This window comes from Photobacterium sp. GB-1 (assembly GCF_003026165.1).
GTDB lineage: Bacteria > Pseudomonadota > Gammaproteobacteria > Enterobacterales > Vibrionaceae > Photobacterium.
Map to the genome: position 1 here is coordinate 77,689 of NZ_PYOB01000008.1, position 19,585 is coordinate 97,273.

Genomic DNA, 19,585 nt, shown 5'->3' on the forward strand with positions numbered 1-19,585 from the left:
ATTCTCTCTACCAATACTACATAAATGTTTCTGCTGATATTTCATGAAAATATTGGTTTTAAATTAGTCTATAGCGAATAAAAGTAGAGTCTTATAGCATAAAAACATGCAGTTACATTGATGGCATAAATTTACTTGTTATATGTTAATGATTCGTTAGTATTGGTTTTAAGCATATCTTTCCAATTTGAAAATGTCCGATCCTTTAGCAAAGAACAGCGACATGGTTAGAGTGTGAATCTTAATTTAAAGCCAAGGAGAATGTCATTATGCGCCAGTCTGTGTATATCCGATTTGCTATTTTTTTAATCCAACAAGATGTGAAACGAGAAGAGGCGTTATGGCGACATCAGCAACGTCGAGTCAGTGTCTATTTACCTGTTCTTTCCCCTCACTTAATGCGCGATGTGGGGGTTGAAAGTGATGGACGTATTGCATTGAGTCATCTTGTTCATGCCGAGCGTAAAGTTCGTCATCTCAGACGAACATTAAGATTTAGACACAACACGTAAGGAGTAAGGCCAGCAAGTATTTTTACTTGCTGGCCAACCGTTACGTAATACTCAAACACTAAGGGCAAGGGTTTGAGTATTGAATACCAACTCGCTCTAAATCTGTCATAACTTCTTCAGAAAGCATGAGATCAATACTGTTTATATTGTTTTCTAACTGCTCTAGTGTAGTGGCACCGATGATATTTGCCGCAACAAAAGGACGTTGGTTAACAAACGCGAGTGCCATTTGGACGGGATCAAGTCCGTGCTTATTAGCGACATCAATATAAGCTTGTGTGGCTTGAATACCTTGCTGATTAAAATAGCGTGAAAAGCGAGGAAACTCAGTGCATCGCGCCCCTTTAGGCTTGGCATTATTTAAATATTTACCGCTTAATGCGCCAAAAGCTAACGGGGAATAGGCGAGTAGCTCTACACCTTCATGATGGCTAATTTCAGAAAGTCCGACTTCAAAACTACGGTTAAGTAAATTGTAGGGATTTTGAATGGATACGATTCTTGGTAAATTGTGTTTTTCTGCGAGCTGCAGATAAGACATGACTCCCCAAGGGGTTTCATTGGAGACGCCGATATATCTGATTTTTCCTGCTGTGACTAACTCACTTAATGCCTCTAGTGTTTCAATTAACGTAACACCACAATGATCTTCTTCATAATGGTAGTTTAACTTACCAAAACAATTGGTTTGCCGTTGAGGCCAGTGCAGCTGGTAGAGATCGATATAATCGGTTTTTAAGCGTATTAAACTATCATTCACCGCATCATGAATATGACGTCGATTAAGCGACATATTGTCACGAATATAAGGCACATTACGGGGGCCTGCCACTTTTGTTGCAATCACAACTCTATCTCGTAATTGTGTTTTTTCTAGCCAATTACCAATATAACTTTCTGTTAAACCTTGGGTATTAGCATTCGGCGGGACGGGATACATTTCCGCAGTATCAATGAAGTTGACGCCATGCTCAAAGGCAAAATCTAATTGGCTATGGGCTTCATCCTGATTATTTTGTTCACCAAAGGTCATGGTACCGAGGCAGATCTTACTGATCTCTAAACTAGAATGCGGGATCGTATGGTATTTCATTCGCTGTCCTTGCCATTAATGTCTTTTATTTGACTATAGCTTGAAGCGTTTGGACTGAGAAGTGCATTAAATATGAAATGAATATTATATTACGAACTTGATAGGAGGAGAAAACTGACACATAGTTAATGTTAGATCTTTTATTTTTTTAGTGTAGATAAACAATGAAGCTATCTCAATTAAAGCCGTGGCTTAAAGCATCACCGAATAAGATCCCACATTGTGTATTAACCTGTTATGCGGGATATTCTGATTATCTGATGGAAATTGAATATAAGCATCAGTTACAGCCACTTAAAGATGAGCAAGATAACTTACTGCATTTTAAGACGATTGAGCAGGCGCAGGTATTATTGAAATCTATTGGGATCAGTAATATGACGTTACGTTTAACTGATCCCTATGATGAATTCTTACCGGAAGGGCTCACGGCTGCTTGTGAAGAAGATATGGTGTTGCATTTTTAGTCCCGCGGTTTAACGCAGCACATAGCTTAAATAAAGTATCGAGCTAAAATTTCTGCCGTGAAGTGTGTTTTTAAATAAAAACCACGAGGTAAGGTTTTGATAGGCTGTCCATTTGCGCCGTAAGCTTCTGTGAGTACTTTGCTATTTGCCGCTTTGGGTCGTAATTGCAGTACCTCGCCATGGCGTGCTGTGATGTGCTCGACTTGGCCGAGTACGATCATATCCATTAACTCTTCCCAGTCTTGTTTTAACTGCGCATCTTCGTCTATCGATGGACTCCATATTAACGGTGATCCAACATGGCGTTCTGCTAAGGGAATATCACGTTCACCTTCGACAGGGATCCATAATACCCGTGAGAGCTTATGACGAATATGACTGGTTTCCCATCGTAATCCTTGTACCCCAATTAAAGGGGCGACACAGACAAAAGTTGTTTCTAATGGTTTGCCATTATAGCCAATAGGGATCGTTTTAAGTTCAATCCCAAGATCGATAAAGTCAGGAACGGGCTTACTTCCCGCTGTTGCACCTAAATGCCATTCCAACAGCTGCCCAACCCATCCTTTATCTCTTTTTAGATCTGCAGGTGGAATAATGCCAGCAAGATCGGCTAATTCTCCAAGCGTTAACCCTGCTAGTTGTTGGGCTCGATAGAGGAGTTCGTGTTCAGTGAGAGGGGGGGATGGTTGCTCAGGCTTTGGCATAGTGCTACGCGATGATCATGATCTAAAATAAGAAGAGTCAAGATCATAACATAGCTTTTTCCTGTTTGAATGGATAAATCTAGAGAAAAGGATCATTTTAAAAGATATCCACAGATTATTTTTATTAAATATTTATTTTGATGCTAACTGTTTAAATAGACAGGCTTAAGTTGGTGTTTTATTCATCTTGATTATCTTGTGTTCGATCATTTTTATTGTATGGTGTGGATAAAGTCAGAATTGATTGATCTTTAACCGATCGTTTTTTTGAGATGTGAATATTCTATTTTTTAAAATTTATTATGTATCTTTATTGATTTTAATATTTTGATTTTTATGTGTTTTTCGTTTTATCTTTTGACGTTTCATTGCTATTTATCAAATGATAATTACATATAAAACCGAGGTTTTTTTATCTTCTGCACAAATCTATCCACAGAAAGAGTGAATAAATGTGGGGAATGTCTCATTTAGATGTTTATAACCTCTAGTAGAGAGAGGAGTTATCCCTAATTTGAGGTTTAGTTAGGAAAATATCACGATCTGATCGAATCTTTGTTTACCGATCACGTCTACTATGAAAAAATCACTATTAATAGATATTTATACTTGAGGTCGTCCAGTGATTGATGGCGATGGATACCGCCCTAATGTAGGGATCGTTATCTGCAATAGCCATGGCCAGGTATTTTGGGCTCGACGATATGGACAACATTCTTGGCAGTTTCCGCAAGGTGGTATTGATGATGGTGAAACACCAGAGCAAGCCATGTTCCGTGAATTGTACGAAGAAGTAGGATTAACCAAAAAAGATGTCAGGATAATTGCGTCAAGCCGTCATTGGCTACGTTATAAATTACCTAAACGTTTAGTGCGGTGGGATTCGAAACCTGTTTGTATCGGGCAGAAACAGAAATGGTTTTTGTTGAGCTTGGAGTGCGATGAGTCCAAGGTCAATATGCAGCGAGGTGCTACTCCTGAATTTGATGGGTGGCGATGGGTAAGTTATTGGTATCCAGTCCGACAGGTCGTTTCGTTTAAGCGTGATGTTTACCGTCGCGCACTGAAAGAATTTGCACCTGTAGCCATGCCTTTTAAAGAATGGAAAGAGCGAAAATTCAAGCGTAATAATAAAAAGTAAATAAGGTAATACAGTAATATAGAGGTTATTGGCAATATAGAAGGATAATAAGGCTCGTTATGCTGACACAGCTTAGAGAGATAGTTGACAAGGTTGTCAGCGCCCAGACCTTGATTGAAGCGCTAGATCAATTAGTGATGAGCACTTGTCAGGTCATGAAAACAGACTGTTGTTCGGTCTATATTGCTAATCATGAGCGTCAGCTTTATACATTGATGGCAACGCAAGGGCTGCATAAATCGCAGCGGCGTGTAAGTTTACGCTTTAATCAAGGTCTAGTTGGCCTTGTAGGGCGTAGTGCTGAGCTTGTTAATGTTGCTGATGCTCGTGTACACCCCCATTTCAAACATCTCCCGGGGATCGGAGAAGAATCCTTTCGATCTTTTTTTGGGACTCCTATCATTCATCAGCGCCAAGTTCTTGGTGTTCTTGTTATACAGCAACGAGAAAAGCGGGAATTTAATGAAAGTGAAGAATCTTTCTTAGTTACCCTTGCCGCTCAATTATCAGGTATTTTGGCTCACGCGAAAGCACAAGGAATGTGGTTTGAGCAAGGGAATAAATTACATCTTACTGGATCTGCGGCTTCTGCTGGTGTTGCTGTTGCTAAAGCATGGTGGGACGATACCCAACCGCTATTAGAGCATGTTGCTCCCACGTCTTGCCTTGATGTGAATTTTGAGCAAGAACGTTTAGCTATTGCGATAGAAGCGGCCAGTACAGAGTTTCGACGTTTACGCAAACGTTTTGATAGTGAACTGCAAAAAGAAACCCTCGCCATTTTTGATTTATTCAGTCATTTACTCAATGATCCTATGCTGCGCAAAGATCTGAAAGCCCGGGTTGCTTGTGGTGATCAGGCTGAATGGGCAGTGCGTCAAGTGGTCGAATCTTATTCCGCTCGTTTTGCGAATATGAAAGATCAATACCTTAAAGAGCGTGCACAAGATATTCGCGAGTTAGGCCAGCGCTTATTGTTCTTTTTACGTGATGAAGAAGTCGATGAGTTGCAGTGGGATGAACCTGTGGTGCTATTAACTCGAGAGTTAACCGCAGCAATGCTTGCTACAGTCCCTTTAGGAAAGTTAGCTGCGGTTGTTGCTCAAGAAGGTGCCGCTAACTCACATGCTGCTATTTTGTCTAGAGCACTCGGTATCCCTGCTATTATGGGGGTCGACTTTGTTCCTCATATGGTACATAACAATTTAGTTATTGTTGATGGTTATCGTGGTGACTTTCTTGTTAACCCTAATCGTCATGTATTAATTGAGTATCGTCGTTTATTGCGGGAAGAGCATGAACTAGCCAAAACCGTTGAAGGTGATCAGGATAAAGAAGCCTATACCAAAGATAATCAACGGATCATGGTGCACTTAAATGCGGGTTTAAGTGCCGATACTAGTATTGCGATTAATAAAGGGGTCGACGGGGTCGGCTTATATCGCACTGAAGTGCCTTTTTTACTGCAACGTAGCTTCCCTTCAGAAGATGAACAAATTAACCAATATCGTTCTATTTTGCAGACCTATCCCGAGCAAACCGTTGTGATGCGAACGCTCGATATTGGAGGTGATAAGCCGTTACCGTATTTAACGATAGAGGAAGACAATCCTTTTTTGGGTTGGCGTGGGATCCGTTTTACCTTAGATCATCCCGAGATTTTTTTAATTCAAGTCAGAGCGATGTTACGTGCCAGTATTGGCTTGAATAATATGGACATCTTGCTCCCTATGATCTCAGGGATCGCTGAGCTTGATGAAGCCAAAATATTAATTGAGCGCGCCTATCAGGAAGTGTCAGCGCAATATGATGGTGAATTAAGAAAACCTCGCTTAGGTATCATGATTGAAGTACCGTCAATGCTTTATCAACTCCATGCGTTAGCCGATAAAGTTGATTTTATTTCAGTGGGTAGTAATGATTTAACTCAATATTTGCTTGCCGTGGATCGTAATAACTCTCGGGTCGCCAGTGTTTATGATGCGCTTCATCCTGCTGTTTTAAATGCGTTAAAACATATTATCGATAGTGCAGAGCGGTACCAAATTCCAGTTTGCGTTTGTGGTGAATTAGCAGGAGATCCGATAGGTGCAATTTTATTAGTCGGAATGGGGTATCGATCATTGAGTATGAATACCCGTAATGTAGCCAAAATAAAATATATATTACGTCATGTGTCAGCACTTGATATGACGCAATTGGCGGATGATGTTCTCGCGGTACATTTATCTTGTGAAGTAAGAGAGAGAACAACGTTATTTGTCGAGCAGCATGGTTTAGGTGGGTTTATCCGCGCGGGTAAGTAGAACACTTTTTTATATTGGTTACGTATTATGTATGAAACAACACTTTGGCTATTTAGCATGTGTTTGCTATTGGGATCTGTCGTCGGATTATTGGCTGGTTTATTAGGCATTGGCGGAGGCTTATTGGTTGTACCTGCTCTAGTTTGGTTATTACCGAAAGCCGGCATTGCATCGCATCTTGTGATGCATATTGCGTTAGCGACCTCACTTGCCAGTATTGTTATGACGTCAATGGCCTCAGCCCGTAATCACTTTAAGCTTGGAAATATTGATTTTTCAGTGGTGAAAATATTAGCGCCAGGGATCATTGTTGGTGGATTGGGAGGGAGTGTTGTTGCTGAGATCATCCCTTCACATTACTTACCTAAAATTTTTGCTGTCATCGTATTATGCTTAGCAATTCAGATGTTGCTCTCAATGAAAGTGATAAACAAGAAGCCTCTGCCAAACTCACTCGCATGTATATCAAGTGGTGGCATCATTGGTTTGATCTCAAGTCTTGCTGGCATTGGTGGAGGATCATTAACAGTACCGTATTTAAGTTATTATGGTATTGAGATGCGACGTGCCATCGGTACCTCTTCGCTCGTTGGTTTCTTAATTGCTGTTTCTGGAATGATTGGCTTTATTTACGCAGGTGTTGGCAGTGAAGCGTTACCAGCGTTTAGTGCAGGTTATGTATATTTACCAGCTCTATTCGGTATTGCTGCAACATCGATGATCGCAACTCGTTACGGCGCGGCGTTAGTGAGTCGACTACCGACCCCGACACTGAAAAAGCTATTTGCGGTGTTATTGTTATTGATCAGTATAAAAATGTTTTTAAGTTAACAGCAGGGTCAACAGGCTTCTGATAGAATAACGATTACTAATTTTCGCGCCTAGCTTTTGCTGGGCGCATTCAATTTACGAGTAGGACTATGAAACAATATTTAGCCTTATGCCAACGCATTGTTGATGACGGTGTATGGATTGAAAATGAACGTACAGGTAAGCGTTGTTTAACGGTTATCAATGCTGATCTGACTTATGATGTTGCTAATAATCAGTTTCCGTTGATCACTACTCGTAAAAGTTTCTGGAAAGCAGCAATCGCAGAGCTTCTCGGTTACTTACGTGGCTATGATAATGCCGCGCAATTTCGTGCGATTGGTTGTAACACTTGGAATGCTAATGCCAATGATAACCAAGCATGGCTGAACAATCCTCATCGTAAAGGTGAAGATGACATGGGGCGTGTTTATGGTGTTCAAGGTCGTCGTTGGCAAAAATCAGACGGTACGCCAATTGATCAATTAAAGATGATTGTCGATGATTTAACCAAAGGTATTGATAATCGCGGTGAAATATTAACGTTTTATAACCCAGGTGAGTTTGATATGGGGTGTCTGCGTCCTTGTATGCATACACATACATTTTCACTACTGGGTGATACGTTATATTTAACGAGCTATCAACGCTCATGTGATGTACCGCTAGGGTTAAACTTCAACCAAGTACAAGTGTTTACCTTGCTAGCGTTAATAGCGCAAATAACAGGTAATAAAGCGGGTCAGGCTTACCACAAAATTATCAACGCACATATCTACGAAGATCAACTAGAGCTTATGCGTGATGTGCAATTAAAGCGTACTCCATTTTCTTCACCACAACTTAAAATCAACCCGAAGATCAAATCATTAGAAGATTTAGAAACATGGGTAACGTTAGATGATTTTGACGTGGTGGGTTATGAGCATCACGATCCAATTCAATACCCATTCTCTGTTTGAACTCATAAAAACATATATGAAAAAGTAAATATAATCAAAGTGATAAGAAATAAATAAAAAGCCCAGCATAAGCTGGGCTTTTTTGTTGCGCAGTATTAATTAAGCGGTTAATGCTAAAATTGTACCTGGGATAGCAATGAATATTAAGACAAGGTAACCTGCGACAGCTACTTTGTTTTTGGTTGCTAAGTCACTTAAGAAGAATGCGCACTTTAACGGAATTTCACGTAAGAATGGAACACCGTAAATCAGTACTGTTGCCATTACATTGAAACATAAGTGTACCAGTGCAATCTGTAATGCAAATACTGCGTTATCACCTGATACTGCTGTTGCTGCTAATAGTGCAGTAATACATGTACCGATGTTTGCTCCAAGCGTGAATGGGTATACATCACGTACTTTTAGTACACCTGTACCTACTAGCGGTACCATTAAACTTGTTGTTGTTGATGACGATTGCACTAAAATCGTTACTGCTGTACCTGACGCAATACCATGCAGTGGGCCTCGACCTATTGCACTTTTTAGAATATCACGAGCACGACCAACCATTAGGCTACGCATTAGCTTACCCATAACCGTAATCGCGAAGAAGATTAATGCGATACCAATGAAGCTAAGCGCGACACCACCCATAGAACCAAATGCTTCTAGAGGACCTTTTACTAGCTCTACTGCAGGTTTAGTTAATGGCTTCATAAAGTCCATTCCCTTCATGCTCATATCGCCAGCATTTAAGAATGGGGACACTAACCAACTAGACATTTTATCTAGCAGACCAAACATCATCTCTAGTGGCAAGAAAATTGCTACAGCTAGTAGGTTGAAGAAATCATGGACGGTTGCACTGGCAAAAGCACGACGGAATTCATCCTTACAACGCGCATGTCCTAAGCTCACTAACGTATTAGTTAGTGTAGTACCAATATTTGCACCCATTACCATTGGGATTGCTGTTTCAACAGGCAAACCACCGGCAACAAGACCAACAATGATTGACGTTACCGTACTTGATGACTGAATTAATGCTGTTGCGATTAAGCCAATCATGAGTCCTGCTACAGGGTGAGAGGCAAATTCGAATAAGGTTTTAGCTTGTTCGCCAACAGACCATTTAAAACCGCTGCTGATCATGGATACAGCAACAAGTAAAAGATAAAGCATGAACGCTAGGTTGGCCCAGCGGACCCAACGCATAGAGCTGAACTTAGATACAGCAGTAGTGGCTTGGGTTGTCATAATCATTTCTCCATGACAATAGTATGTCGTTTTGGTGTCATTTGGTTGAAATCTGTGTGGATAGTAGATGGCTTTTATTTCAGAAATATTACACTGATTGTCACAAACATAATTTGTCGCTTTTTTGTGATGGCAAGCGATTAACTGGCACTATTTTATTTTTGTTTTTATATAATTAACTATCTGTTATATATAGATTATTAAGAGGCTTTTGGTGAAAAAGGAAATTTAAGTTTTTTTTTTATATGGTATATCGAAAGGTTGTCTTTTTTTACGATAAGTCGTAAAAATCGGTCAATTATGACAGTTTGCCTATATTTAATAGGGAAGCACATGACAGGGAAATGCGCGCTAATGTCAAAGGTTCGTTAATACAGCACGGTTATTATATTGTTATAGCTCTAATTATTCGGTATTTCCGAGTTATTGTATCTAAACAAACGATTTCACAAGTGCTGATAATGACGTTTACACTGCATTTAATTGATTAATTCATATTGTTTTATAGGAGTGACGGTCGATGACCGATGCTATTCGTAAGTTTCTTAAATTAGAATCAGCTGGTGGAATTGTGCTGATTATTGCTGCGCTTATTGCGATGATCATTGCTAATTCACCGCTAGCATCAGTGTATACCGATACATTGCACAGTTATGTTGCTGGCTTATCTGTTTCTCATTGGATCAATGATGGTTTAATGGCTGTTTTCTTTTTGCTTATTGGCTTAGAAGTAAAGCGTGAGCTAATTGAAGGAGCACTAAATACTAAAGAGAAAGCGATTTTCCCTGCTATTGCGGCAGTGGGCGGTATGGTTGCACCTGCATTAATTTATGTTGCGTTTAACTATAATGATCCAATGGCTATTAAAGGTTGGGCAATCCCTGCTGCGACAGATATCGCATTTGCATTAGGTGTGATGGCACTACTGGGTAATCGTGTACCGGTAAGCTTGAAAGTATTCTTGCTTGCACTTGCGATTATTGATGATTTAGGGGTGATTATCATTATCGCGCTGTTCTATAGCTCTGATCTATCAACGGTTGCTCTTGCGGTTGCTTTTGTTGCTACTGCGACCTTGTTCATCATGAATGCGAAGAATGTTACTAAGCTTTCTTGGTACTTAATTGTCGGTGCTATTTTGTGGTTCAGTGTATTGCAATCAGGCGTTCACGCTACGTTAGCTGGTGTTATCCTTGGTTTTACTATTCCACTAACGGGCAAAGATGGTCGTTCAGATAAACACTCACCATTGAAGCATTTAGAGCATGTACTACACCCGTATGTTGCTTTCTTGATTCTGCCTATCTTTGCTTTCGCTAATGCAGGGATCTCATTAGATGGCGTGTCTTTAGAAAGTTTGTCAGCAATGTTACCTGCAGGTATCGCAGCAGGTCTGTTTATTGGTAAACCATTAGGTATCTTTACTGCATGTATTATCGCTGTGAAATGTGGTTTTGCGAAATTACCTGATGATATTAACTTTAAGCATATTTTTGCGGTATCGGTACTGTGTGGTATCGGCTTTACGATGTCGATTTTCATCTCATCATTAGCATTTGTTGGGGCAGGTGAAAGTTTTGCAACTTACTCACGATTAGGAATATTGTTAGGCTCAACAGTAGCGGCAGTTGTGGGTTACGTGTTACTGAGTCGCTCTCTTCCAAAGGAAGCACAAAAAGTAGAGGCGTAATATGTATAAATACCTATTAGCTATACTGTTTTCAACTTTCGCAACCTCAAGTGTTGCAGCTATGAACTATCAACAATGTACAACGGCTGATAGAACTGAGGTTTGTCAGGCTTATTTGCAAGGTTTAAATGATGGGAAAGAAGAGGTAAAAAAAGTAATCACCTCTAAATCATCTTTCCAAGATCGAGCACTTGAGCAGCGAAGCGGTGAGCTATATCGCAATCTTGAACGATTTAATCGTCAACCTGCGAGTTAATAGGTTTCTATTACGCGTTTATTAGAAATAATAAGATAAAGATTGAAGACCCCAGTGGCACTGCGTAAGCTTTGTCGTTGGGGTTTTTTTATGAGTTGGTAAGGGTATGTCTCACTTAAATTATAATCACTTATATTATTTTTGGATGGTGTGTAAACAGGGCTCAGTGACCAAAGCTGCGGATGCTTTATTTCTAGCGCCACAAACGGTAACAGGGCAGATCCGTGCTTTAGAAGATCGTTTAAAAGGGCGATTAACTAAACGTGTAGGACGCCAGATTGAACCAACTGAATTAGGACAAATGGTGTTTAAGTATGCCGATAAAATGTTTGATTTAAGTTATCAAATGCTGGATCGGATCAACTATACCCAGCGAGATAATCAGCTTTTTGAAGTGGGTGTTGCTGATGCGTTGTCTAAACGGTTAGTTAGCCAAGTGTTATTAGAAGGCATGCCTGATGATCAGCGAATTCATTTTAGCTGTTTTGAATCAACCCATGAGATGTTGTTAGAACAATTATCCCAGCATAAGCTCGATATGATCCTTTCTGATTGCCCCGTAGATTCAACCCAAAGTCCTGGTTTATACAGCAAGAAATTAGGGGAGTCTGGAATGAGCTTTTTCTGCTCAGATAAACTATCAGAATCGACGTTTCCCGCATGTATTGAAGATTATAAATTGTTAGTGCCAAGCCGCCGCTCTGCGATGGGGAGAAAACTGCACCAATGGTTTGATCAACAAGGGATCACACCTAATATTTTAGGTGAATTTGATGATTCAGCTCTGATGAAAGCGTTTTCATCTTATCAACAATCTATGTTTATTGCTCCCTCTAATTATGCTGATGAGTTAAAGGAATCGTGCCAAGTGCATGAGGTTAAACGAGTGAGTGATATTTCAGAAGAGTATTATGTGATTTTTGCGGAACGGATGATTATGCATCCATCGGTCACGCGTATCTGTGAGGCGGATTTTAGTCGGTTATTTGTTTAAGTAGCCTCATACCCATTGATGAGGCTACTAAAGTTGCAGGCTGATGGATAGCGCGCTTATGAGGGGCTTATTTATCAGCTATCAGAAAGCGTGTCTGTTTCTTCTTTGGTGTTTTTATCATTTTTTCCTTTGGGTGTAGAGATCCCCGCTGTTAGATTGTAGCGCATCGCTTCTTCGAAGGACCAATCAACAAGTGTCAAGTCTTCACGCTTAACCAAGGTTGTCACTCCAGCAATTTGATAGCTTAGTGGGAATAATACAGGAACCCAATCCCCCTCAGGGAGCGCATTAGCGAGCGGTTCTGGCATGTCGTCAGACATAATAAAGCCGATTACATAACTATCATTGGCTTGATGCACTAAAACCGTCTGCTGCCCTTTATTTTTATTATCGCTGCTGATGAGTGAGGCAATGTCATTGATGCTGCTGTATACCGTTTTAAAGAACGGAAAACGCATTAATTGTCGAATAATGAAATCATACAGCCAAGCAATAGGGCTAACAGAGAAAAGAAGACCAGCAATAAATAATAAAGTCAGGATCAATAAAAATCCTGCGCCTTTGAATAACTCAGTTATATGGAATAAACCAAATAAAAAGTTACCGACTTTGTCTAATGACTCAAATAATGACCAAAATAGCCATATGCTCAAGACTAAAGGTAGGACGTTGAGCAAACCTCGTAACAACGTTTTTTTCATGTTTTGCTCTTAATGAAGATAAGAATGAGAAGACAGTGTGCCACAAAAATAGCAGCTGAGAGTCAGAGGAATATAAATTTCAGGTATAAAAAAACCGACTCGAGGTCGGTTTTTTTAAATCTAAACTCAAAAATTAAAAATTAAAGAGCTTTGATTTTAGCAGCTAGACGAGCTTTATGACGTGCAGCTTTGTTTTTGTGGATCAGGCCTTTAGTAGCCATGCGATCCATAACAGGTTGCATTTCAGCGAAAGCTTGTGTTGCAGCTTCTTTATTACCAGCTTCAATAGCGATAATTACTTTCTTGAAGAAAGTGCGCATCATAGAACGACGGCTAGCGTTGTGCTGGCGACGTTTTTCTGAAGTTAGTGCACGTTTCTTAGCAGATTTGATATTTGCCAAGGGTGTAACTCCCAAATCTTGGTACGGTGACAATTTAAGGCCGAGGACTATGCCTTGGTTCTTTGTAATTGTCAAATGATTTGTGCGAATAACCGCCAGACCAATCAAGTTGGCACTTGCGGATTAACACGGTTAATATGGCGGCAGATTTTACCAGTATTTGGAATCAGAAGTCACCTTTCTGAGTCATCTTTTATGAGGTTTTTTTGTGAGTAAGCGTCTTTTACGCTCTGGAATGATAGTTAGCGCCATGACTTTGGTCTCTCGCGTACTCGGTTTAGTCCGAGATGTGGTGGTTGCTAACCTTATGGGAGCAGGGGCTGCGGCCGATGTTTTTTTCTTTGCAAATAAAATTCCCAACTTTTTACGTCGCCTTTTTGCCGAAGGGGCTTTTTCGCAAGCATTTGTACCTGTATTGACTGAATATCATGCGGCAGGCGATGTTGATCGAACACGAGAGTTGATTGCAAAAGCGGCAGGAACGCTAGGCGGCATTGTAACGATAGTGACATTGTTTGGGGTGTTAGGCTCCGGCGCTGTGACGGCGTTATTCGGATTTGGTTGGTTCTGGGATTGGCTACATGGCGGGGCTGATGCGGAAAAATTTGAACTAGCGAGTTTACTGCTAAAAATTACTTTCCCGTATTTGTGGTTTATTACTTTTGTTGCATTATCTGGCGCGATATTAAATACGTTAGGTAAATTTGCGATATCGTCATTTACCCCTGTTTTTTTAAACATCTCTATTATTGGTTGTGCGTGGTTTGTTTCTCCACATCTGGCTCAACCAGAGATTGGTTTAGCTATCGGTGTTTTCGTTGGTGGCTTAGTGCAGTTTAGCTTCCAATTGCCATTTTTGTATCGCGAAGGATATTTAGTTCGCCCTAAATGGGGTTGGAATGATCCGGGTGTGACAAAAATTCGCAAACTGATGTTGCCAGCGCTGTTTGGTGTTTCTGTTACCCAAATTAACTTATTGCTTGATACCTTCATTGCTAGTTTCTTAATGACGGGCTCAATCAGTTGGTTGTATTACTCTGATCGTTTATTAGAATTTCCTCTGGGTTTATTTGGTATTGCAATAGCGACGGTAATATTACCCGCGCTTTCACGTAAACACGTTGATAAATCGCCAGAACAATTTGCTCAGACAATGGACTGGGGCGTAAGAATGGTGCTACTGCTTGGTATTCCAGCCATGCTGGGGATGGTCACACTGGCTAAACCAATGTTGATGGTAATGTTTATGCGTGGGGAATTTAGCGTTTATGATGTAAACCAAACCGCAGCATCGCTATGGGTTGTATCTGCCGGTTTATTAAATTACATGCTAATAAAAATCTTCGCGCCAGGTTATTACGCACGACAAGATACAAAAACACCGGTGAAAATTGGCATTATTGCGATGGTGAGCAATATGGTGTTTAACGGTATATTTGCACCATTTTATGGTTATGTTGGTTTATCTATCGCTAGTGTATTATCGGCATTTTTAAATGCTGCATTACTATACCGTGGGCTGCATGTTGGCAATATTTATCGCATTAGCCGTCAAACGTTATTTTTTGTTCTGCGACTTGCTGTGGCTGGTGTTTTAATGGTGGCAAGCTTGTTATGGTTAAGCCCTACAATTGAACAGTGGTTGGGTTTTCATTTGCTCGAACGTGTCGGCTGGTTGTTTGGTTTAATTGCAATAGGCATTGGTGTTTATCTAATAATTGCGATGATTTTAGGCATTCGCCCACGACATCTGCGTACAGATAGCTGATTGAAAGCGTTGAGTAGTATATAATCCGCCAGCTTTATTGTAGAAAGAGAACATTTTTCGCAGCAATAGCGGCGGAGTTATTAGCTTAAAGGCGGATTTTAATTGGTTGCATCTTTTTGCGTGTAAACATTGATGAGTGGTAAGTAACAGAGCACATGGAATTAATTCGAGGTATACATAATATTCAACCCCAGCATCATGGCTGTGTGTTGACTATCGGCAACTTTGATGGTGTTCATTTAGGGCATCAAGCATTGCTACGTCAAGTGGTAGCTAAAGCCCATGCGATGCAACTTTCCGCAACGGTAATGACATTTGAGCCTCAGCCGTTAGAATTGTTCGCAGGAGATAAAGCGCCAGCACGCTTAACCCGTTTTAGAGATAAATATTTACAGCTAAAAAAGGTCGGTATCGATCGTTTATTGTGCGTAAATTTTAATCATCATTTTGCTACCATGAGTGCTGAAGATTTCGTTGAGTGCTTGTTGGTTAAGCAATTGGGTGTTAAGTTTCTTGTTATTGGCGATGATTTTCGCTTTGGACAAGGTCGTAGTGGCAGTTTTGATATGTTAGTTGCCGCTGGTCTAAAACATGGCTTTGAGGTGGTAAGTACCCAAAGCTTTTGTGTTTCGGAGCAGCGTGTAAGCAGCACTGCCATTCGTCAAGCACTGGCAAATAACGAACTTGAACAAGCGGAGATGATGCTTGGTCGGCCTTACAGTATTCGCGGACGTGTCTCACACGGACGCAAGCTCGGTCGAACTATTAATTTCCCTACCGCCAATATACCTTTAAAGCGACGTGTAGCGCCGGTAGCTGGTGTTTATGCTGTTGAAGTGTATGGTGCAGATAGTCGCCCTGTGATGGGGGTGGCTAATGTTGGTCATCGACCAACCGTAAAAGGTGTACGCCAACAACTTGAAGTACACTTATTTGATTTTAATGCTGATCTCTACGGACATCAGCTAGAAGTCGTGTTACGCCATAAATTGCGTGACGAAAAGAAATTTGAATCCTTCGATGCGCTTAAACGCCAAATCGAGCGAGATGCTCAAACAGCACGGGTGTGGCTGTCTGAGCGTAATAATGTCCAACTTCGCCCAAGTAACGGAATCTAGAATCAATGAGCGACTATAAAGATACCCTGAACCTGCCTGAAACAGGGTTTCCGATGCGAGGCAACCTAGCTCAGCGTGAGCCTGCAATGCTTAAGCGTTGGTATGATGAAGATCTTTACGGTGAAATCCGTAAAGCAAAGAAAGGTAAAAAATCTTTCGTATTACACGATGGCCCTCCATACGCTAACGGTGATATTCACATTGGTCACGCACTAAACAAGATTCTTAAAGACATTATTATTAAGTCAAAGACTCTGTCTGGTTTTGACTCACCGTATATCCCTGGTTGGGACTGTCACGGTCTACCTATCGAATTGATGGTAGAGAAAAAAGTGGGTAAGCCGGGTCAAAAAGTAACGGCTGCAGAATTTCGTGAAAAGTGTCGAGAATATGCTGCAGGTCAAGTTAATGGTCAAAAAGAAAGTTTCATTCGTTTAGGTGTACTAGGTGAATGGGACAAGCCTTACCGCACAATGGACTTCGATACCGAAGCCAACATTATTCGTGCATTAGGTAAAATTGCAGATAACGATCACTTGTTGAAGGGGTTTAAACCTGTTCACTGGTGTACTGACTGTGGTTCAGCACTGGCTGAAGCTGAAGTTGAATACCAAGATAAAGTATCTCTATCTATCGATGTGAAATTTAAAGCGGTAGATGAAGCGGCTGTATTAGCTAAATTTGGTTGTGTGGCTGATCAAGGTCAAGGCGATGTATCGATTGTTATTTGGACAACAACGCCTTGGACAATGCCTGCTAACCGCGCAGTAGCTGTAAGTGCTGATCTTGAGTACGCATTAGTACAAACACCAGTTACAGAAGCACATCCTCAGCCGCAACGTTTAATCGTAGCGGCAGAGCTTGTAAAAGATGTAATGGGTCGTGTTGGTTTTGAAGAATCAGAAATCCTGGGTTTCTGTAAAGGTGAAGAGCTTGAGCTACTTCGCTTTAACCACCCATTCTACAGCTTTGATGTGCCAGTAATTTTAGGTGATCACGTAACGACTGAATCAGGTACAGGTTGTGTACATACCGCTCCTGGTCACGGTCAAGAAGACTTCGTGGTAGGTCAAAAATACAATCTTGAAATTGCAAACCCTGTGGGCAGTAATGGTGTTTACTTACCAGATACTGAGATCTTTGCTGGTCAACACGTATTTAAAGCAAATGAAGCTGTTGTTGAAGTACTACGTGAGCACGGCTCACTATTGAATTTCTCAAAAATCACACACAGCTACCCACACTGCTGGCGTCATAAAACGCCTATTATCTTCCGTGCTACGCCGCAATGGTTCATTTCTATGGACAAAGCAGGTCTACGTACGAAAGCATTGGGCGAAATCAAAAATGTTCAATGGATGCCTGAGTGGGGTCAAAGCCGTATTGAAGGTATGATCGAAGGTCGTCCTGAGTGGTGTATCTCGCGCCAGCGTACGTGGGGCGTGCCAATTGCACTATTTATCCATAAAGAAACGCAAGAACTTCACCCTCAAACCTCTGAGCTAATTGAAAAAGTAGCACAGCTTGTTGAGCAAAAAGGCATTCAAGCTTGGTGGGATCTAGAACTGACTGATGTAATGAGCGCAGAAGATGCCGCAAATTACGAAAAAGTACTCGATACACTAGACGTATGGTTTGACTCAGGTGTTACGCATTTCTCAGTGGTTGATAGCCGTCCAGAATTTAACGGTCATTCAGCGGATCTTTACCTTGAAGGTTCAGACCAACACCGCGGTTGGTTCCAGTCTTCATTGATTTCATCGGTAGCGATGAAAGATAAAGCACCGTACAAGCAAGTGTTAACTCACGGCTTCGTGGTTGATGGTCAAGGCCGTAAGATGTCTAAATCTATCGGTAATGTCGTTGCACCAAAAGATGTCACGAATAAGCTTGGTGCTGATATTTTACGTCTATGGGTTGCTTCGACTGATTACACTGGCGAAGTGGCTGTATCTGATGAGATCTTAAAGCGCTCTGCCGATGCTTACCGTCGTATTCGTAACACTGCACGTTTCTTCTTAGCTAATTTAAGCGGTTTCAACCCTGAAACTGACTGTGTTCCAGCTGAAGAAATGGTAGCTCTTGATCGTTGGGCTGTTGGTCGTGCAATGGCAGCTCAAGAAGAAATTATCAAAGATTACGAAGATTACAACCTACACGCAGTAACACAACGCTTAATGCAGTTCTGTTCTATTGAGATGGGTTCATTCTACTTAGATGTAATCAAAGATCGTCAATACACAGCAAAACGTGGAAGCCATGCTCAACGTAGCTGTCAGACTGCGCTTTACTACATTGTAGAGGCATTAGTTCGTTGGATGGCACCTATCATGTCATTCACAGCCGATGAAATTTGGAACGAAATGCCAGGTCAGCGTGACAAGTTCGTGTTTACTGGTGAGTGGTTCGATGGTCTATTTGGTCTTACTGATAACGAAGAGCTAAGCAATGAATTCTGGGCTGAAATCCAACAAGTTCGTGGCGCGGTGAACAAGTTACTTGAAACGGCGCGTAGTGAAAAAGTGATCGGTGGCTCACTACAGGCTGAGGTTATTCTTTCTGCTAATGCTAAATTGGCTGAGAAGCTGAATAAGTTAGAAGACGAACTACGTTTTGTTCTATTAACATCTAAAGCTCAAGTTGTTGTTGCTGATAGTAAGCCTGAAAATGCGCAAGAAACCGATATTGAAGGTTTATTCGTAACGGTTAAAGCATCTGAAGCTGCGAAGTGTGAGCGTTGTTGGCACCATGTTGCTGATGTTGGCACAATTGCAGGTCATGAAGAAATTTGTGGTCGCTGTGCAACTAACATCGATGGCGAAGGCGAAAAGAGAAAGTTTGCATAATGACAAGTACAGCACTGAAGCAATCGCTAACAGTTAAACAATCTGGCATCCGTTGGCTATGGTTAGCGGTTCTGGTATTTATCATCGATAATGGTACCAAACTGTTAGTGATGGACACGATGGGCTATGGCTGGCCAAACCGGATCGAAGTACTGCCGTTTTTTAATTTACTTTATGTGCACAATACCGGTGCAGCGTTTAGTTTTTTAAGTGACGCAAGTGGTTGGCAGCGTTGGTTATTTGCAGTTATTGCCTTTGGTGTTTGTGGCTTATTAATGTACTGGATGCGTCGTACACCTGCGACAAATAAAATCGCTAATATTGCTTATGCATTAATTATTGGTGGCGCATTAGGTAACTTATTTGATCGTATCTATCATGGTTTTGTGGTTGATTTTCTGGACCTTTACTATGGTAGCTACCATTGGCCTGCATTTAATATTGCTGATAGTGCAATATGTGTCGGTGCGGCTTTGTTGATACTTGATGGTTTTAAATCAGACAAGCAAGCTAAGTCGTAATTAGTTACCTTTAACTGGTATTAATAACACGTCAATATTAAACGCAGTTC

General features: G+C 41.0%; 18 protein-coding genes. 13 read left to right on the forward strand and 5 right to left on the reverse strand.

Translation table 11 applies throughout. The features are described from left to right. Positions 1-269 precede the first annotated feature (269 nt). Entirely contained in the window at positions 270-512 is a 243-nt protein-coding gene (locus C9J45_RS10690; RefSeq protein WP_107207256.1) for a hypothetical protein, read from the forward strand. A gap of 58 nt (positions 513-570) precedes the next feature. Here C9J45_RS10690 and C9J45_RS10695 read toward each other — a convergent pair whose 3' ends face one another. Then, positions 571-1,605 (reverse strand): NADP(H)-dependent aldo-keto reductase, encoded by a 1,035-nt coding sequence (locus C9J45_RS10695; RefSeq protein WP_107207257.1) that lies wholly within the window; start codon positions 1,603-1,605, stop codon positions 571-573. Between the two features lie 164 nt (positions 1,606-1,769). Here C9J45_RS10695 and C9J45_RS10700 point away from each other — a divergent pair, with 164 nt between their 5' ends. After that, positions 1,770-2,072 (forward strand): DUF6482 family protein, encoded by a 303-nt coding sequence (locus C9J45_RS10700; RefSeq protein WP_107207258.1) that lies wholly within the window; start codon positions 1,770-1,772, stop codon positions 2,070-2,072. Between the two features lie 26 nt (positions 2,073-2,098). Here C9J45_RS10700 and mutH read toward each other — a convergent pair whose 3' ends face one another. Continuing rightward, a complete protein-coding gene (gene mutH / locus C9J45_RS10705) occupies positions 2,099-2,779 on the reverse strand; it encodes a DNA mismatch repair endonuclease MutH (protein WP_107207259.1) in 681 nt (226 codons plus the stop codon). 622 nt (positions 2,780-3,401) lie between these two features. Here mutH and rppH point away from each other — a divergent pair. From rppH to C9J45_RS10725, 4 genes are all read left to right on the forward strand, one after another. After that, positions 3,402-3,920: an RNA pyrophosphohydrolase gene (gene rppH, locus C9J45_RS10710; protein WP_005369648.1), complete on the forward strand. Its 519-nt coding sequence runs from the start codon at positions 3,402-3,404 to the stop codon at positions 3,918-3,920. A 59-nt stretch (positions 3,921-3,979) separates the two neighbouring features. Continuing rightward, positions 3,980-6,226 carry a phosphoenolpyruvate--protein phosphotransferase gene (gene ptsP, locus C9J45_RS10715; RefSeq protein WP_107292510.1) on the forward strand — a complete coding sequence of 749 codons (2,247 nt, stop codon included), beginning with the start codon at positions 3,980-3,982 and terminating at the stop codon, positions 6,224-6,226. A 27-nt stretch (positions 6,227-6,253) separates the two neighbouring features. Next, a complete protein-coding gene (locus tag C9J45_RS10720) occupies positions 6,254-7,057 on the forward strand; it encodes a sulfite exporter TauE/SafE family protein (protein WP_107292511.1) in 804 nt (267 codons plus the stop codon). An 89-nt stretch (positions 7,058-7,146) separates the two neighbouring features. After that, positions 7,147-7,998, forward strand: a complete 852-nt coding sequence (locus C9J45_RS10725) for a thymidylate synthase (RefSeq protein WP_107292512.1) — start codon at positions 7,147-7,149, stop codon at positions 7,996-7,998. Positions 7,999-8,097: 99 nt separating this feature from the next. Here the strand turns inward: C9J45_RS10725 and C9J45_RS10730 are convergent, their stop codons facing one another. Continuing rightward, on the reverse strand, positions 8,098-9,240 hold the full coding sequence (locus C9J45_RS10730) for a Na/Pi symporter (protein WP_107207263.1): 1,143 nt from the start codon (positions 9,238-9,240) through the stop codon (positions 8,098-8,100). A 520-nt stretch (positions 9,241-9,760) separates the two neighbouring features. Between C9J45_RS10730 and nhaA the strand changes: the two genes are divergently transcribed. The 3 genes from nhaA (at position 9,761) to nhaR (ending at position 12,180) form a co-directional block, all read left to right on the forward strand. Then, entirely contained in the window at positions 9,761-10,930 is a 1,170-nt protein-coding gene (nhaA, locus tag C9J45_RS10735) for a Na+/H+ antiporter NhaA (protein ID WP_107207264.1), read from the forward strand. Between the two features lies 1 nt (position 10,931). After that, on the forward strand, positions 10,932-11,186 hold the full coding sequence (locus C9J45_RS10740) for a hypothetical protein (protein ID WP_107207265.1): 255 nt from the start codon (positions 10,932-10,934) through the stop codon (positions 11,184-11,186). Between the two features lie 106 nt (positions 11,187-11,292). Next, complete coding sequence (nhaR, locus tag C9J45_RS10745; protein WP_107207266.1) at positions 11,293-12,180, forward strand: transcriptional activator NhaR; 888 nt, start codon at positions 11,293-11,295, stop codon at positions 12,178-12,180. Positions 12,181-12,254: 74 nt separating this feature from the next. Here the strand turns inward: nhaR and C9J45_RS10750 are convergent, their stop codons facing one another. After that, a complete protein-coding gene (locus C9J45_RS10750) occupies positions 12,255-12,881 on the reverse strand; it encodes a DUF502 domain-containing protein (RefSeq protein ID WP_107207267.1) in 627 nt (208 codons plus the stop codon). A gap of 140 nt (positions 12,882-13,021) precedes the next feature. Beyond that, positions 13,022-13,282: a 30S ribosomal protein S20 gene (gene rpsT / locus C9J45_RS10755; protein ID WP_087845855.1), complete on the reverse strand. Its 261-nt coding sequence runs from the start codon at positions 13,280-13,282 to the stop codon at positions 13,022-13,024. Between the two features lie 208 nt (positions 13,283-13,490). Here rpsT and murJ point away from each other — a divergent pair, with 208 nt between their 5' ends. From murJ to lspA, 4 genes are all read left to right on the forward strand, one after another. Continuing rightward, positions 13,491-15,050 carry a murein biosynthesis integral membrane protein MurJ gene (gene murJ, locus C9J45_RS10760; RefSeq protein WP_107207268.1) on the forward strand — a complete coding sequence of 520 codons (1,560 nt, stop codon included), beginning with the start codon at positions 13,491-13,493 and terminating at the stop codon, positions 15,048-15,050. Between the two features lie 155 nt (positions 15,051-15,205). Further along, entirely contained in the window at positions 15,206-16,168 is a 963-nt protein-coding gene (gene ribF / locus C9J45_RS10765) for a bifunctional riboflavin kinase/FAD synthetase (RefSeq protein ID WP_105059524.1), read from the forward strand. Positions 16,169-16,173: 5 nt separating this feature from the next. Further along, positions 16,174-19,014, forward strand: coding sequence for an isoleucine--tRNA ligase (gene ileS, locus C9J45_RS10770; protein WP_107292513.1), 2,841 nt, complete (start codon positions 16,174-16,176; stop codon positions 19,012-19,014). Beyond that, entirely contained in the window at positions 19,014-19,535 is a 522-nt protein-coding gene (gene lspA / locus C9J45_RS10775; protein ID WP_107292514.1) for a signal peptidase II, read from the forward strand. The genes ileS and lspA overlap by 1 nt, the downstream gene beginning before the upstream one ends. Positions 19,536-19,585 lie beyond the last annotated feature (50 nt).